We start from the raw sequence: 14,682 nt of genomic DNA, 5'->3' as shown, positions 1-14,682 counted from the left end.
TGTATGCTCGCTTCATACATCGCCCACATCGGAGGTGCCGCATGTCCGTCACCCAGATCGATCTCGACGACGACGTGCTCGCGGCCGCGATGCGTCTGATGGGCACGACCACGAAGAAGGAGACGGTCAACACCGCCCTTCGCGAGTACGTCGCCCGGGTCGAACGGCTCGACGCGGCAGCGCGACTGGCCGCGATGGGCGCGCGGGGCGACTTCGACGAGGCCGCGCAGGCCCATGCGGCAGCCCGGCGGGCGGGGAAGCGCCCGCCGGCGTGAACGCGTACCTCCTGGACACCAGCGCCCTGTGGTATCTCTTCCGCACCCCGGGGGCCCTCGGCCCGTGGGAGGCGTTCATCGGCGCGGGCGCCTTCAGGCTGGCCGAGCCGACCCGCGCGGAATTCCTCTTCTCCGCGAAGAGCCCTCGCCACCGCGACGAACTCGCGGACGCGATCGACACCCTCTGCGGGCGCGCGGACACCCCCAAGGGGGCTTGGCGCTGGGTCGACACCGCGCAGTACCGGCTCACCCAGCAGGGGCAGCACCGGTCGGCAGGCGCGCTCGATCTGCTGGTCTGCGCCACGGCGGTCCATCACGACCTGACCGTCCTGCACATGGACAACGACTTCGCCGCCGTGGCCGGGGTGCTCAAGGAGGTCCGGCAGCAGGACGTCCGCGCCGCCGCCCCGGGCGGCGGCTGAGTCCCGCGGGCCCTCCCCTCAACATTTAGACAGCCAGCTGCACAGTTGGCTGGCTAAGTGCTACGGTGGAGGCATGACCGCGCAGCCCCCCGCCCCGCACTCGCGCACCGACACCGGCGTGCTCGCCGGTGAGCTGCGGGTGGCGCTCGCGTCGTTGGTGCGGCGGCTGCGGGAGCAGGCGGACGGGATGGACCTCACGCGGTCGCAGTCGTCCGTGCTGCTGCGGCTGGAGCGGGAGGGGCCGGCGACGGCCACCGCGCTGGCCCGCGCCGAGGGCGTACGGCCGCAGTCGATGGCCAAGATCGTGCAGGCCCTGGAGGCCGCGGGGCTCGTCGGCGGCGCGGCAGACCCGAAGGACGGGCGCAAGACGCTGCTGAGCCTCACCGAGGCCGCCCGCGAGGAATTCCGCACCGGCCGGCTCGCGAAGCAGGACTGGCTCACCAAGGCGCTCGACACGACGCTGACCGCCGAGGAGATCGACCGGCTGGCGTCCGTCACCGACCTGCTGCGGCGGCTCGCGCAGTTCCCCTGACACCGCCGATCCCCCGATCCCGCGTACGGCAATCCCACCCCGATCGACCGAAGGACTCCGCATGCCCGTCACCACGCTCGACGCGGCCACCGCGCTCGTCGTCATCGACCTCCAGCAGGGCATCGTCGCGACGCCCCTCGCCCACCCCGTGGAGGGCGTCGTGGCGCGCTCGGCGGAGCTGGCGCGGGCCTTCCGCGGCCGCGGGCTGCCGGTCGTGCTGGTCAACGTCGCCGGCACCCCGCAGGGGCGGACGGACGCCGGGCCGGTCGTGCTGGACCGGCCCGAGGGCTGGACGGAGCTGATACCGGAGCTGGAGCGGCAGCCCGGCGACATCCTCGTCACCAAGTACGCGCGCAGCGCCTTCACCGCCACCGGGCTCGCCGACCGGCTGCGCGAGCGGGGCGTGACGCAGATCGTCGTGACCGGCATCGCGACCAGCGGCGGCGTCGAGTCGACCGCGCGGGACGCGCACGAGCAGGGCTTCCACGTCACGCTGCCGGGCGACGCCATGACCGACCGCACCGCCGAGCGGCACGACCACAGCGTGCTCCAGGTCTTCCCGCGGATCGCCGAGACCGGCAGTACGCAGGACGTCCTGGACGCGCTCGCCTCACTGCCGGAGCTGCCGGAAAGCGGCGCCGCCGCCGACCGGTCGTGACCGCCGCGGCCCACACCACCGCGACCGCGCCGGAGGCGCCCGGCGGCGGCAAGCCGTTCGGCGCGCGCTTCGTGAGCCCGCTGCTGCTCGGTTCGACCCTCAACCCGATCAACAGCTCGATGATCGCGACCGGCCTGGTCGGCATCGGCCTGGACTTCCACAAGGGCGCGGGCACCACCGCGTCGCTGATCTCCGTGCTGTATCTGTGCAGCGCGGTCGCGCAGCCCACGATGGGCAAGCTCGCGACGATCTTCGGGGCGCGCCGGGTCTTCGTGAGCGGCGTGGCGATCCTGCTGCTCGCGGGTGTCGTCGGCGCGGCCGCGCCCGCCTTCGGCTTCCTGCTGGTGTCGCGCGCGCTCATCGGCATCGGCACCTCGGCCGCGTTCCCGACGGCGATGGCGCTGGTCAGGAAGCGCGCGGACGAGATGGGCACGGGGGTGCCGAGCCGGGTGCTGGGCAACTTCTCGATCGCCTCGCAGGTCACGGTCGTCGTCGGGCTGCCGCTCGGCGGGCTGCTGGCAGGGGTGTGGAGTTGGCGGGCGCTCTTCCTGGTGAACGTGCCGCTCGCGCTGGTCACGCTGGTCTTCACGCTCATCGGCGTGGCGCCGGACCGGCCGGTGGCGAAGGAGTCGCGCGCGGCCCTCTTCACCGCGGTCGACGTACCCGGCATCGCGCTCTTCGCCGCCACGGTCGTGGGCCTGCTGCTCTTCCTGTCCGACCTGACCTCGCCCGCGTGGTGGCTCGTCCCGGTGGTGCTGCTGCTGGGCGCCGGGCTGGTGGTGTGGGAGCGGCGGACGGCGCGCCCGCTCATCGACGTGCGGATGCTGGGCCGCAACCGGCGGCTGCTGCGCACGTACATCCGGCAGGCGGTCGTCGCGCTGGGTACGTACACCGCGCTGTACGGGCTGAGCCAGTGGATGGAGGAGAGCGCGGGCTACAGCGCCTCGCAGGTGGGGCTGATCATGCTGCCGCTGTCGGGCATCAGCATCGTCGTGGCCCGGCTGGTGTCGGAACGCGGGTGGGTGCGGATGCCGCTCGTGCTGACCGGGGTGTCGCTGGTGGCGACCGGCACGCTGATGCTGTTCGTCACGCACACCTCGTCCGTGCTGGTGCTGCTGGGCATGTCGGCGCTCTTCGGCTTCGCGAACGGCTTCTCCGGCTTCGCGAACCAGGCCGCGCTGTACGTGCAGGCGCCCGCCGACGAGATCGCGGTCGCGTCCGGCCTCTACCGGACCTTCGCGTACATCGGCGCGATCTTCTCCTCCAGCCTGATCGCCATCGCCTTCGGGCACGCGGCGACGGACTCCGGACTGCACGGGGTGTCGTACGTCATCGCCGGGATCGGGGTGCTGGTGCTGCTGATGAGCGTGCTGGACCGGGCGATCCCGGCCCGCGCGGAGCGCTGAGCGGACCGCGCTGAGCGGACCGCGCTGAGCGGACCGCGCTGAGCGGACCGCGGCCCCCGGGACACCGGGGGCCGCGGCGGGTTCAGAGCGTGGCGGGCGGGTTGACCTGGGATTGCGGGATGCCGCTGCCCGGCAGGCCCCACTTGGCGAAGATCTTCGCGTAGTCGCCGCTCGCGATGAGCTTGTTGACCGCGTCGCTGAGCGCCTTGGCCACCGGCGAGTTGCGGGCGGTGACGAAGCCGACCGGGGTGGTCGACACCTCGCCCAGGAAGCGGGTGCCGGGGATGTGCGAGGCCTCGTACTTGATGCCGAGCGTCGGGCCGAACACGACGTCCACCCGGCCGTTCTGGATGCCGAGCAGGGAGGCGGCCTGGTCGGTGACGTACTGCACGGTGTACGGCTTCTTGCCGGCCGCGGCGCACTTGTCCTTGTTGGCGTCGAGGATCTGCTGGAAGGTCGAGCCGGAGCCGGTGGAGATGTGCAGGCCGCACACGTCGGTGATCTGTGTGACGGACTTCAGGTCGGAGTCCTTCGAGGCGAGGAAGGCCTGGCCGTCGTTGAGGTACGTGGCGAAGTCGACGACCTGCTCGCGGGCCTTGGTGACACCGAAGTTGTCCTGCCCGACGTCGTAACGCCCGTTCTGCACACCGGGGATGACGGTGGGGAAGGTGCCGTACTGGATGTCCCACTCGACGCCGAGCACCTTGGCGACGGCGTTGCGCAGGTCCACGTCGAGGCCGACGGGCTTGCCGTCGACCTCTCCGGCGTGCGGCAGAGCGGTTGTGCCGGGCTGCTTGGTGGTGCCGAGGGTGAGCTTGCCGGAGTCGCGGATCTTCGCCGGGAGTTCGGCGGCGAGGGTCGGGTCGGTGGCGATCGCCGACACCACGTCCTGGGTCGGGATCGCCGCGGTGTCACCGGACTTGGCGGCGGTGGCCCCGGTGCCGGAGGAGCCCTTGCCGGAGTCGGAGTCGGAGTCGGAGGAGCCGCAGCCGGCGAGCAGCAGCAGGGCCGCGGTCGCGGCGGCGAGGGCCGCGAGAGGGGCGCGTCTCGCGAGGCGCGTTCGGGCGGGGCGGGTACGGGCGCTGGTCACGGGCGTGCCTTTCGTACGGCGGAGCCGGCGGGCGGTTCGGGTGCGCGGACGGGCCGCGGGGGTAGGGCGGTTCGGGTACGGCGGGGCGGGCTCACAGCACCGCCGAGAGGAAGGCGCGGGCGCGCTCGTGGCGGGGGGCGGTCAGGACGTCGGCGGGGGCGCCGGACTCGACGATCCGGCCGCCGTCGAGGAAGACCACGGTGTCGGCGACCTTGCGGGCGAAGCCGATCTCGTGCGTGACGACGATCATCGTCATACCGCTGAGCGCCAGGTCCTGCATGACGCCGAGCACCTCGCCGACCAGCTCGGGGTCGAGCGCGCTCGTCGGCTCGTCGAAGAGCAGCAGCCGCGGGTCCATGGCCAGGGCGCGGGCGATGGCCACCCGCTGCTGCTGCCCGCCGGACAGCTGCCGCGGGTACGCGCCCTCCCGCCCGCCGAGCCCGACGCGTTCCAGCAGCTCGCGGGCGCGGGCGGCGGCCTGCGGGCGGGAGCTGCCGCGGACGGCGACGGGCGCCTCGGTGACGTTCTCCAGCACGGTCAGGTGCGGGAAGAGGTTGAACTGCTGGAAGACCATGCCCACTTGGGCGCGCTGCCGGGTCACCGCACGCGGGGGCAGCTCGCGCAGCCGGGCGCCGTCGCGGCGGTAGCCGACGAGGTCGCCGGCGATCTCGACGAAGCCCGCGTCCGGCTTCTCCAGGTGGTTGACGCAGCGCAGCAGCGTGGACTTGCCGGAACCGGAGGGCCCCAGCAGCACGGTCACCTCGCCCTCGCGCACGTCGAGGTCGATGCCGTCCAGGACGGTCGTGCCGCCGAAGCTCTTGCGCAGGCCCCGCACCCGCACCAGCGGGTTTCCGCCGCCGGTCACGACAGCCCCGCCAGGTCGGTCCTGGTCCGCCCGAAGAGCGGCAGGTTGGCGCGGGTGAGCTGCCAGAGGCCGCGCGCGGCGGGGCCGTTGCGGGCCGGGCCGTCGCGCCGCGAGCCGCGGGCGTAGTAGCGCTCGACGTAGAACTGCCCGACCGACAGCAGGGTGGTGAGGATGATGTACCAGACCGTGGCGACCAGCAGCAGCGGGATGATCAGGAAGTTCTGGTTGTAGATGAGCTGCGCGGAGTAGAGCAGGTCCTCCACCGCGATGACGCTCACGATCGAGGTGGCCTTGAGCATGCCGATCAGCAGGTTGCCGGACGCGGGCACGATCGCGGGCATCGCCTGCGGCAGCACGATCCGCCGGAAGATCCGCGCCTCGCCCAGGCCGAGCGCCTTGGCGGCCTCGCGCTGCCCCGGGTCGACGGCGAGGATGCCGCCGCGCACGATCTCGCTGCTGAACGCGGCCACGTCCAGGGTGAGTCCGACGTAGGCGGCGAGGATGCCGCTGAAGAGGTGCGCGGTGCGGAAGTGCGCGAATTCCGGGCCGAAGGGCACGCCGAACGACAACCGCGGGTAGAGCGAGGCCAGTTCGAACCAGAAGAGCAGCTGCACGAGCGGCGGCACCGAGCGGATGAGCCACACGTAGCCGAAACTCACCGCGCGCAGCACGGGGTTGCCGGACAGCCGCATCGCGGCGACGGCGATGCCGAGCAGGTAGCCGCTGGTCATCACCGCGGCGGTGAGCCAGAGGGTGAGTTCCAGGCCGTGCAGGATGTTGTGGCTGAGGAAGTAGTCGCCGACGACGCCCCATTGGAAGCGCTTGTTGGCGACGAGGGTATGGCCGGCCATCGCGAGCAGAACGAGCAGCACCGCGGCCGAGACCCACTGGCCGGGGTGGCGGAGCGGGACGAGCCGCGCGGCGAGCAGCTCCCGGTCGGCGGGCCGGTCGTCGAGGGCGGCCAGTGACGGCGGGGTCTCCTCGGCGGGCGGCGGATGGCCGGTGGCGGGGCCGCCCGCGAGGTCCTTCGTGAGGGAGGGCGGGTCCTTGGCCAAGGAGGGGGCGGGCGCGGGCCGTTCGGTGGCGGGTGCGGGGGTGTCGTGCTGGGGCATGGCGGGTCCCGTCTGGTCGGGAGCACGGCGGCGCCGGGCCGCGTACGGCGGTGTACGGGCGGGCGCGCCGCCGGACGTGCGGCGGCGCGGTGCGGCGCGGGGCAGGAGGCGGGACGGCACCGCGGGCGCGGGGCCGCCCGGGGAGCCGGGGAAGCCGGAAGAGGGAAGGCGCGGTCAGCCGGCCGCGGCGCCGTCACGTACCGGGGCGCACGCCGGTGAAGTCGGCCGTACGGAAGGGGGGTTGCGGCTCAGACGGCCGGGCGGGCCACCGGACACAGGGCGCTGCTGACGCGGAGGAGGTCGACGTGCCGCCGCTCCACCCGGGCCGGGAAGGAGCCGCGGGGGTGCGTCGTGCGGTCGCGCTGCGCTGCGGCGGCCATGGCCTTCCCTCGCTCTCTCGTCTCGACGCGCATCGCCCCGTACTTTTCGTACCGGGCCTGTGGGCCAGCACGTTAACCGGCGGCCGCCGTTCGGACAATCCCCTTCCCGGACACCGGAGTCGAGAAGCGACGCACGTCACGTGCCGCCGATGGGGATTGTGCCGGGCCGCGCGGCGGGGTTACGGTGCGAGCGAGGGCCATGAGCGCCGCGGGCCCCGTCGGGGTGCGGCGCGGGGCCGTAAGGATGTGCACCGGACGCGGGCGCGAGGCCCGTCCGGGGCGGGGAGGGAGGCGGGGCGATGCGGTCCACCCGGCGCACGCCGCCCGCTTCCGCCGCGACGTCCCGGCGCACGCCGCCCGTGCCGGCCACGCGCTCCCGGCGCACGCCGCCCGTCTCCGCCACGCACGCCCGGCGCATGCTGCCCGCGCTCGCGACGTACTCCCGGCGGCACATCGACCTCCAGCGCGTCGCCACCGCCCTGTGTCCGGGCCTGGCGAACGGCCGTTCCGGGGCCTGACCGCCGGACCGCCGCGCGACCGGCGCCGTACCACCGGCGCCCGCGCCCGCCCCACCCCGCAGCACCCCGTTCCCGGCCCCGCACGGCCCGCCCCCGCACCCCCGGCGTACCCCGCACGAGCGCGCACCCCGCGCCCCGCGGCCGTACGCCCGTACGCGGAAGCGGGCCCGCGCCGCCGGTCCCCTCGCGATCCTCGCGCCCCTCCGAGCAGGAAGCGGTAGCCACCCATGCCCCGCAACCCCGCCCACCTCCACCTCGCCGCCGCCCTGGACGGCGCCGGCTGGCACCCCGCCGCCTGGCGCGAGCCCGGCGCGCGGCCCGCCGACCTCTTCCGGGCCGGCTACTGGGCCGACCTGGCCGCGCGGGCCGAGCGCGGCCTGCTGGACCTCGTCACCATCGAGGACTCCCTCGGCCCGCAGTCCTCCCCCTTCGCCGGCCCGGACGACCGCACCGACCGGGTGCGCGGGCGGCTCGACGCGGTGCTCACCGCGGCCCGGATCGCGCCGCTGACCCGGCATCTGGGGCTGGTGCCGGTCGCGGTGGTCACCCACACCGAGCCCTTCCACCTGTCGAAGGCCGTCGCCACGCTGGACCACGTCAGCACCGGGCGCGCGGGTGTGCAGGTCCGGGTGTCGGCGCGGGTGGACGAGGCCGCGCACTTCGGGCGCCGCGAACTGCCCCGCATCCCGGTCGCGGAGCTGGACTCGCCCGCCGGACACGCCCTGCTCCGCGAGCTGTTCGGGGAGGCGGCCGACGCGGTGGAGGTGGTGCGGCGGCTGTGGGACAGCTGGGAGGACGACGCGGTGATCCGCGATGTCGCGACCGGCCGCTTCGTGGACCGCGACAAGCTGCACTACATCGACTTCGCGGGCGACCGCTTCAGCGTCAAGGGCCCCTCGATCACCCCGCGCCCGCCGCAGGGCCAGCCGCTCGTGGCGGCGCTCGCGCATTCCGCGGAGCCCTTCCGGCTCGTCGGCACCTCCGCCGACCTGGGCTTCGTCACCCCGCACGACACCGCGCAGGCCGCCGAGACGGTCGCCGCGATCCGCACCGAGCAGGAGCGCGCCGGGCGCGGCGGCGAGACCGTGCACGTCTTCGGCGACCTGGTGGTCTTCCTCGACGTCGAGCCGGGGCGGGCCGCCGAGCGCCGGGCGCGCCTGGACGCGGCGCTCGACGCCCCGTACCGCAGCGACGCCCTGGTCTTCGCCGGGACACCCGCCGAACTCGCCGACCTGCTCCAGGACTTCGCGACCGCGGGGCTCACCGGCTTCCGGCTGCGCCCGGCCGAGCTGCCGTACGACCTGGACGCGATCACCGGCGGCCTGGTCCCCGAACTCCAGCGGCGCGGCGTGTTCCGTACGGAGTACGCGGCCGGCACCCTGCGCGGCCTGCTCGGGCTGCCGCGCCCGGCCAGCCGCTACGCCGCCGTCTGACCTCCGACCGCCCGCCCACCGCCCGCAACACCCCCTGGAGGGCCACCCGCCATGAGCACCGCGCCCGGCAGCCGCACCGAATCCGGCAAGCCCCGCAAGCAGATCCACCTCGCCGTGCACTTCCCCGGCGTGAACAACACGACCGTGTGGAGCGACCCGGCGGCCGGCAGCCAGATCGACTTCGCCTCCTTCGTCCACCTCGCCCGCACCGCGGAGCGCGCCAAGTTCGACTTCCTCTTCCTCGCCGAGGGCCTGCGGCTGCGCGAGCAGGCCGGGCGGATCTACGACCTGGACGTGGTGGGCCGCCCCGACACCTTCACGGTGCTGGCCGCGCTCGCCGCCGTCACCGACCGGCTCGGCCTGGCCGGCACGATCAACTCGACCTTCAACGAACCGTACGAGGTGGCACGGCAGTTCGCGTCCCTCGACCACCTCTCGGCGGGCCGCGCCGCCTGGAACGTCGTGACGTCCTGGGACGAGTTCACCGGCGAGAACTTCCGCCGCGGCGGCTACCTCGCCCGCGAGGACCGCTACGCGCGGGCCTCGCAGTTCCTCACCGCGGTGAAGGCGCTGCTGGATTCGTGGCGCGGGGACGAGATCGCCGCCGACAAGGAGTCCGGCACCTTCCTGCGCGACCCGGACGCCGGGCGGTTCGCGCACCGGGCCGACCAGTTCGACATCCACGGGCGCTTCAACGTGCCGCGCAGCCCGCAGGGCCGACCGGTGATCTTCCAGGCGGGCGACTCCGAGCAGGGCCGGGAGTTCGCGGCCTCCGGCGCCGACGCGATCTTCACCCGGCACGGCACCCTGGAGGCGGGCAAGGCCTTCTACGCCGACGTCAAGGGCCGGCTGGCGAAGTACGGCCGCTCACCCGACGAGCTGCTGATCCTGCCCGGTGTCACCTTCGTGCTCGGCGACACCCCGGCGGACGCGGCGGAGAAGGCGGACGTCATCCGCCACCAGCAGGTCGGCGGGGCCACCGCGATCGCCTTCCTGGAGCGGGTCTGGAACCGCGACCTGAGCGGCTACGACCCGGAGGGCCCGCTGCCGGACGTCGAGCCGCTGTACGAGGGCGAGTTGATCGCCCGCGGGCGGGCCGACGCGCGCGGCCAGGAGCTGCTGGAGACGGTGGCGCGGTGGCGGGAGACCGCCGAGCGCGACAAGCTCTCGATCCGCGAGCTGGTCATCGCCGAGACCGGCCGCCAGTCCTTCGTCGGCACCCCGCAGCAAGTGGCCGCGCAGCTCGACGACTTCGTGCAGGCCGACGCGAGCGACGGCTTCATCCTCGTACCGCACCTGATCCCGGGCGGGCTCGACGACTTCGCCGACACGGTGGTGCCGCTGCTCCAGGAACGCGGGGTCTTCCGCACCGAATACACCGGGGAGACGCTGCGCGACCACCTGGGACTGCCGCCGCTGGCCCCGGCGCCGGGCGGCCTCGCACGGGTGGAGGCGGCATCGTGAGATTCCTCGCCATCACCCTGATCGTGCACGCCCCGCACCCGGTCACCGGCGAGCTGAAGTCGACCCAGGACCGCTTCCGCGAGGTGATCGGCAACGCGCTGCTGGCCGAGGAGCTGGGCTTCGACGGCTTCGGCGTGGGCGAGCGGCACGAGCGGCCCTTCATCTCCTCGGCCCCGCCGGTGGTGCTCAGCCATCTGGCCGCCTTGACCTCCCGCATCCGGCTCTTCACCGCGGTGACGACGCTGAGCCTGCTGGACCCGGTACGGGCGTACGAGGACTACGCCACCTTGGACCATCTGTCCGGCGGGCGGCTGGAGTTGATCGTCGGCAAGGGCAACGGCAGTGCGCAGCGCGAGCTGTTCGACGTCACGACGGAGGACCAGTGGGCGCGCAACGCCGAGAGCTACGAGCTCTTCCGGCGGATCTGGCGCGAGCGCAGGATCACCGCCGAACCGCGTTTCCGCCCCGCGCTGACCGAGGCCGAGGTGTGGCCGGAGCCGTACCAGCAGCCGATCCGGATCTGGCACGGCAGCGCCACCAGCCGCGAGTCGGTCGACCTCGCCGCCCGCTACGGCGACCCACTGTTCTCGGCGAACGTCACCAACCCCATCGAGCCGTACGCCGAGTTGGTCCGCTACTACCGGGAGCGCTGGGCGCACTACGGGCACGACCCGGCGCTCGCCGCGGTCGGCGCGGGGAGCGCGGGCTACTACGCCGCCCGCACCTCGCAGGAGGCCGTCGCCGCCTACCGGCCGGTGTTCGAGGGGCATCTGGCCTTCCAGAAGCGGCTGGGCGTCGAGCCGGTCTTCGCGACGCTGGAGGACTTCGTGGAGCGCAGCTCCGCGCTGATCGGCAGCCCGCAGCAGGTGATCGAGAAGGTGCACCGCTACCACGAGCAGTTCGGCCACACCGTGCTGCATCTGCACGCCGACGCGGGCGGTCTCACCGAGACGCAGCACCGCGACGCCCTGGAGCTCTTCCAGGCGGAGATCGCGCCCGTGCTGCGCAAGGAGATCCCCGACCCGCCGTGGCCCTGGGCCCCGGTCGGGCTGCCCGGGGAGCCCGCCGCCTCCCCCGCCACCGCGGCTCCCGCCGCCTGACCGACAAGGAGCGCCGCCCGTGGCACCCACCCCGCTCGCCGTCCTCGACCTCGTCCCGATCCCGTCCGGTTCCGGCGCCCCCCAGGCGTTGCGCAACAGCATCGAACTCGCGCGCCGGGCCGAGGAGTTCGGCTACGCCCGCTACTGGTTCGCCGAGCACCACCTCAACCCCGGGGTGGCCGGCACCTCCCCGGCGGTCGTGCTCGCGCTCACCGCCGCCGCGACCCGCACCATCCGGCTCGGCTCCGGCGCCGTGCAGCTCGGGCACCGCACCGCGCTGGCGACCGTCGAGGAGTTCGGGCTGCTGGACGCCCTGCACCCGGGCCGCTTCGACCTCGGCCTCGGCCGCTCGGGCGGGCGCGGCAAGCCGGGCGACGCGCCCAAGGTCCCCGTAGCGGCCGGTGGAAGCACCCCGGTCGTCGACGGCCGCACCCCGAACGGCCTGCGCATACCGGCCCGCTTCTCCCCCGCGGGCCTGCTCGCCTCGCCCCGCTTCGTCCTGCACCAGAAGCTGCTGACGCTGCCGGGCGCCGAACCCCAGCCCTACGACGAGCAGATCGCCGACATCCTCGCGCTGCTCGCCGGGAGCTACGTCAGCGCGGACGGGGTGGCCGCGCATGTGGTGCCCGGCGAGGGCGCGGACCTCCAGCTGTGGATACTCGGCAGCAGCGCGGGCCTGAGCGCGCAGACCGCGGGCGCGAACGGGCTGCGGTTCGCGGCCAGTTACCACGTCAGCCCGGCCAGCGTGCTGGAGGCGGTGGAGGGTTACCGGGCCGCCTTCGTCCCGTCCGCGGAGCTGGAGCGCCCGTACGTGAGCGTGTCGGCGGACGTCGTGGTGGCCGAGGATGCGGCGAAGGCACGGGAGTTGGCCGCCGGGTACGGGCTGTGGGTGCACAGCATCCGCAGCGGCGCGGGCGCGATCCCCTTCCCCACCCCGGCGGAGGCGGCGGCGCACGTGTGGCGGCCGGAGGAGCGGGAGCTGGTCGCCGACCGGGTCGACACGCAGTTCACCGGCAGCCCGTCGCAGGTCGCCGACCAGCTGGAGACGCTGCGCGACGCGACCGGCGCCGACGAGCTGATCATCACCACCATCACCCACGACCACGCCGACCGCGTCCGCTCCTACCAGCTGCTCGCCGAGGAGTGGCAGCGCCGCTGACCGGCCCCCGCACCACCACCGTGACGACGACGAGGAAGACACCATGAGCGCACCGGCACGACCCACCGAGAACGCCACGAGCCCCGACAGGGCGGCCTTCGCCGAGGAGTGGCAGGCCTGGCACCGGCAGAAGGACGAGACCTTCGCCGGTCCGCACGGCTTCCTCGCGATCACCAGCCTCAACTGGCTGGACGAGAACCCCACCCGCTTCCCCGACGCGCCCGGCCGGTGGTCCAGCACCGCCGACGGCGTCACCGTCCTGCTCGACGAGGGCGAGGAGCTGGAGCTGGACGGCGAAGTCCTGCGCGGCCGCCACGACTTCGGCGTCCTGGCCGAACGCGCCAGCCTCTACCCGGCTGCCGGGGACGCGGTGTTCGAGGTCGCCAGGCGCGGCGGCCACGACATCCTGCGCCCCCGCCACCCCGACAGCGCGCTGCGGCAGTCCTTCACCGGCACCCCCGCCTACGACCCCGACCCGCGCTGGGCCGTGCCCGGCCGCTACGAGGCCTTCGCGACGCCCCGCCCGACGACGGTCGGCGCCGTCGTGGAGGGCCTGGAGCACGTGTACGACGCCGTGGGCCGCATCGACTTCGCCGTCGACGGCACGTCCTACGCGCTGACCGCCTTCGAGGGGGCGGCCCCCGGCACCCTCCACGTCCTCTTCACCGACGCCACCTCGGGCGTCACCACCTACGCCGCCAACCGCTCCCTGTCGGTCCCCGCCCCCGACGCCGACGGCAACGTCACCCTCGACTTCAACCGCGCCACCAACCTCCCCTGCGCCTACACCGACCTCGCCACCTGCCCCCTCCCGCCCGCCGAGAACCGCCTCCCGCTCGCCGTCGAGGCGGGCGAGCTGATCCCGACCGTGCCCGCGGCGACCACCCGCTCCGTCCCGGCCTGAGGCCGGAGCTCACCGCGCCGCCGTGCCGTACCACGCGATCAGGTCCGCGAGGCGCCTACCTTCCCCTTCGGCGTCGGCGAACACGGTGAGTCTTCTGATCAGGTCCGCGCCCGCGAGCCCGGCGCCCTCGCGGGCGAGGACGAACAGCAGGGTGAGGAAGGCACAGCGGGCGTTGCCGTCCTCGAAGGGGTGGAAGAAGCAGACGTCGAGGTGGGCCCGCGCCGCCCGCGCGGGCAGCGGCAGGGCGTCCGGGCCGTCCGCGGCGCTCTCGGCCAGGCACGCGTCCAGCCGCGCCCGGGTGCCGGGACCGATGCCGTACCGCTCCCGGCCGCCCTTGGCGAAGGCGGGGAGGGTGCGGAAGGCAGGCGGCCGCGGAGTGCCGAGGACGTGCTGCTGCCAGCGGGCGAGCAGGCCGGTGTCGAGCCGGGCGCCGCGCGCCGCGTCGGCCCGCACCAGGTCGAGGGCGGCGGCCAGGCCCGCGGCCCGGGCCGGGTCGATTCGGGCGTCGAAGGAACGGAAGTGCTCCGCCGCGCTGTCCCGCGCCAGGCTGACGGGTCCGCCCGAACCGATGTCCCGCGCGTCCGCCCAGCGCTCCGCCGCGCGGACCTCCAGCCAGCGCGCCAGGTGGTCGGGCGGCTCCGCAGCGGGGGCGGGGGCGTCCTGCGGGCGCAGCGGCGCGGTCAGCCGCACGGCGACCTCGTCGGCGGTCGCCGGGTCGGGGCTGCACCAGCTGCGGAAGCGTCCGCCCACGGCCTGCTCGACCAGCTCGGCCGCGCGCGCGTCCGGTATCTCCCACCGGGTCAGGTACCAGCGCAGCACCTGCCGGCAGTGCCCGTACCAGCCGCTCGCGCCCTCGGTGCGGTCGCCCACCTGGAGGATCAGGGCGCGCGCGGTGCGCTCCCACAGGATGCGCTGGTCCTCGATGTCGGCGAGCCGCAGCGGGTAGGCCTCGAAGCGCCAGGCCAGGTTCTCCAGCCAGTCGCGCCACTCGCGCAGTGCCTCGGCGACCACGGCGAGCGTCTCGTCCGGGTCCTCGCGCATCGAGTGGGCGGCGTGGCACCAGGCGGAGACGGGGCCGCCGTCGAACTCGGCCTCTCCGATGCCCCAGCACCAGCCGACGACCCAGCGGCCGTAGTGCTGCGCGAGGCCGTACGTGAGGGCCTCCGACCATGTCCTGGACTCCCCCCGCCAGGTGGGGTCCAGGTGGTCGAGCCCGCGCAGGCGCGGGTGGACCGGTATGTGGCGGGCGGCGGTCAGGGACCGCACGACGTCGTCGACGGACGCGCTGTCGAAGAGATGCCGGGCGGGGTCCACGTCGTCCCAGCTCAGCTGGCAGGGCAACCAGGGGTGCAGCACGCCCGACA

The 14,682-nt window shown here is 74.3% G+C and carries 16 protein-coding genes; 11 read left to right on the top strand and 5 right to left on the bottom strand.

The window, feature by feature from the left end; translation table 11 throughout:
• Window positions 1-41 precede the first annotated feature (41 nt).
• From ACH4SL_RS10955 to ACH4SL_RS10935, 5 genes are all read left to right on the top strand, one after another.
• Entirely contained in the window at window positions 42-275 is a 234-nt protein-coding gene (locus ACH4SL_RS10955; protein WP_398443618.1) for a type II toxin-antitoxin system VapB family antitoxin, read from the top strand.
• Window positions 272-697 carry a PIN domain-containing protein gene (locus ACH4SL_RS10950; protein WP_398443616.1) on the top strand — a complete coding sequence of 142 codons (426 nt, stop codon included), beginning with the start codon at window positions 272-274 and terminating at the stop codon, window positions 695-697. Before ACH4SL_RS10955 ends, ACH4SL_RS10950 begins: the two co-directional genes overlap by 4 nt.
• 73 nt (window positions 698-770) lie before the next feature.
• Window positions 771-1,229 carry a MarR family winged helix-turn-helix transcriptional regulator gene (locus ACH4SL_RS10945; RefSeq protein ID WP_398443613.1) on the top strand — a complete coding sequence of 153 codons (459 nt, stop codon included), beginning with the start codon at window positions 771-773 and terminating at the stop codon, window positions 1,227-1,229.
• A gap of 61 nt (window positions 1,230-1,290) precedes the next feature.
• A complete protein-coding gene (locus ACH4SL_RS10940; RefSeq protein ID WP_398443611.1) occupies window positions 1,291-1,887 on the top strand; it encodes an isochorismatase family cysteine hydrolase in 597 nt (198 codons plus the stop codon).
• Window positions 1,884-3,293, top strand: a complete 1,410-nt coding sequence (locus ACH4SL_RS10935; RefSeq protein ID WP_398443609.1) for an MFS transporter — start codon at window positions 1,884-1,886, stop codon at window positions 3,291-3,293. The genes ACH4SL_RS10940 and ACH4SL_RS10935 overlap by 4 nt, the downstream gene beginning before the upstream one ends.
• Before the next feature lie 82 nt (window positions 3,294-3,375).
• Here ACH4SL_RS10935 and ACH4SL_RS10930 read toward each other — a convergent pair whose 3' ends face one another.
• The 4 genes from ACH4SL_RS10930 to ACH4SL_RS10915 form a co-directional block, all read right to left on the bottom strand.
• Window positions 3,376-4,383 carry an ABC transporter substrate-binding protein gene (locus ACH4SL_RS10930; protein WP_398443607.1) on the bottom strand — a complete coding sequence of 336 codons (1,008 nt, stop codon included), beginning with the start codon at window positions 4,381-4,383 and terminating at the stop codon, window positions 3,376-3,378.
• Window positions 4,384-4,474: 91 nt separating this feature from the next.
• Window positions 4,475-5,248, bottom strand: a complete 774-nt coding sequence (locus ACH4SL_RS10925; RefSeq protein ID WP_398443605.1) for an amino acid ABC transporter ATP-binding protein — start codon at window positions 5,246-5,248, stop codon at window positions 4,475-4,477.
• Window positions 5,245-6,360, bottom strand: coding sequence for an amino acid ABC transporter permease (locus ACH4SL_RS10920; RefSeq protein WP_398443603.1), 1,116 nt, complete (start codon window positions 6,358-6,360; stop codon window positions 5,245-5,247). Before ACH4SL_RS10920 ends, ACH4SL_RS10925 begins: the two co-directional genes overlap by 4 nt.
• 248 nt (window positions 6,361-6,608) lie before the next feature.
• Window positions 6,609-6,740, bottom strand: coding sequence for a putative leader peptide (locus ACH4SL_RS10915; RefSeq protein ID WP_398443600.1), 132 nt, complete (start codon window positions 6,738-6,740; stop codon window positions 6,609-6,611).
• Between the two features lie 299 nt (window positions 6,741-7,039).
• Between ACH4SL_RS10915 and ACH4SL_RS10910 the strand changes: the two genes are divergently transcribed.
• The 6 genes from ACH4SL_RS10910 (at window position 7,040) to ACH4SL_RS10885 (ending at window position 13,318) form a co-directional block, all read left to right on the top strand.
• Window positions 7,040-7,258 (top strand): putative leader peptide, encoded by a 219-nt coding sequence (locus ACH4SL_RS10910; protein ID WP_398443597.1) that lies wholly within the window; start codon window positions 7,040-7,042, stop codon window positions 7,256-7,258.
• Between the two features lie 227 nt (window positions 7,259-7,485).
• Window positions 7,486-8,691: an LLM class flavin-dependent oxidoreductase gene (locus ACH4SL_RS10905; RefSeq protein WP_398443595.1), complete on the top strand. Its 1,206-nt coding sequence runs from the start codon at window positions 7,486-7,488 to the stop codon at window positions 8,689-8,691.
• Window positions 8,692-8,742: 51 nt separating this feature from the next.
• A complete protein-coding gene (locus tag ACH4SL_RS10900) occupies window positions 8,743-10,155 on the top strand; it encodes an NtaA/DmoA family FMN-dependent monooxygenase (protein ID WP_398443593.1) in 1,413 nt (470 codons plus the stop codon).
• Window positions 10,152-11,255: an LLM class flavin-dependent oxidoreductase gene (locus ACH4SL_RS10895; protein WP_398443590.1), complete on the top strand. Its 1,104-nt coding sequence runs from the start codon at window positions 10,152-10,154 to the stop codon at window positions 11,253-11,255. Before ACH4SL_RS10900 ends, ACH4SL_RS10895 begins: the two co-directional genes overlap by 4 nt.
• A 19-nt stretch (window positions 11,256-11,274) precedes the next feature.
• Window positions 11,275-12,414, top strand: coding sequence for an LLM class flavin-dependent oxidoreductase (locus ACH4SL_RS10890; RefSeq protein WP_398443588.1), 1,140 nt, complete (start codon window positions 11,275-11,277; stop codon window positions 12,412-12,414).
• Window positions 12,415-12,457: 43 nt separating this feature from the next.
• Window positions 12,458-13,318: a DUF1684 domain-containing protein gene (locus ACH4SL_RS10885; RefSeq protein ID WP_398443586.1), complete on the top strand. Its 861-nt coding sequence runs from the start codon at window positions 12,458-12,460 to the stop codon at window positions 13,316-13,318.
• A 9-nt stretch (window positions 13,319-13,327) separates the two neighbouring features.
• On the opposite strand, the gene ACH4SL_RS10880 is transcribed toward ACH4SL_RS10885, so the two are convergent.
• On the bottom strand, window positions 13,328-14,674 hold the full coding sequence (locus ACH4SL_RS10880) for a Fic family protein (RefSeq protein ID WP_398443584.1): 1,347 nt from the start codon (window positions 14,672-14,674) through the stop codon (window positions 13,328-13,330).
• Window positions 14,675-14,682: the final 8 nt, after the last annotated feature.

Origin of the sequence: Streptomyces sp. NPDC021020 (assembly GCF_044333285.1) — a bacterium.
GTDB lineage: Bacteria > Actinomycetota > Actinomycetes > Streptomycetales > Streptomycetaceae > Actinacidiphila.
Note: the sequence above shows the minus strand (reverse complement) of the source record. Positions and strands in the feature narration are given on the sequence as shown.

What these genes read in the sequence shown, in the direction of transcription:
- ACH4SL_RS10905 (WP_398443595.1), top strand. Translation starts at nt 7,486, where the DNA reads ATGCCCCGCAACCCCGCCCACCTCCACCTCGCCGCCGCCCTGGACGGC.
- ACH4SL_RS10945 (WP_398443613.1), top strand. Translation starts at nt 771, where the DNA reads ATGACCGCGCAGCCCCCCGCCCCGCACTCGCGCACCGACACCGGCGTG.
- ACH4SL_RS10920 (WP_398443603.1), bottom strand. Translation starts at nt 6,360, where the DNA reads ATGCCCCAGCACGACACCCCCGCACCCGCCACCGAACGGCCCGCGCCC.
- ACH4SL_RS10955 (WP_398443618.1), top strand. Translation starts at nt 42, where the DNA reads ATGTCCGTCACCCAGATCGATCTCGACGACGACGTGCTCGCGGCCGCG.
- ACH4SL_RS10900 (WP_398443593.1), top strand. Translation starts at nt 8,743, where the DNA reads ATGAGCACCGCGCCCGGCAGCCGCACCGAATCCGGCAAGCCCCGCAAG.
- ACH4SL_RS10940 (WP_398443611.1), top strand. Translation starts at nt 1,291, where the DNA reads ATGCCCGTCACCACGCTCGACGCGGCCACCGCGCTCGTCGTCATCGAC.
- ACH4SL_RS10915 (WP_398443600.1), bottom strand. Translation starts at nt 6,740, where the DNA reads ATGGCCGCCGCAGCGCAGCGCGACCGCACGACGCACCCCCGCGGCTCC.
- ACH4SL_RS10885 (WP_398443586.1), top strand. Translation starts at nt 12,458, where the DNA reads ATGAGCGCACCGGCACGACCCACCGAGAACGCCACGAGCCCCGACAGG.
- ACH4SL_RS10910 (WP_398443597.1), top strand. Translation starts at nt 7,040, where the DNA reads ATGCGGTCCACCCGGCGCACGCCGCCCGCTTCCGCCGCGACGTCCCGG.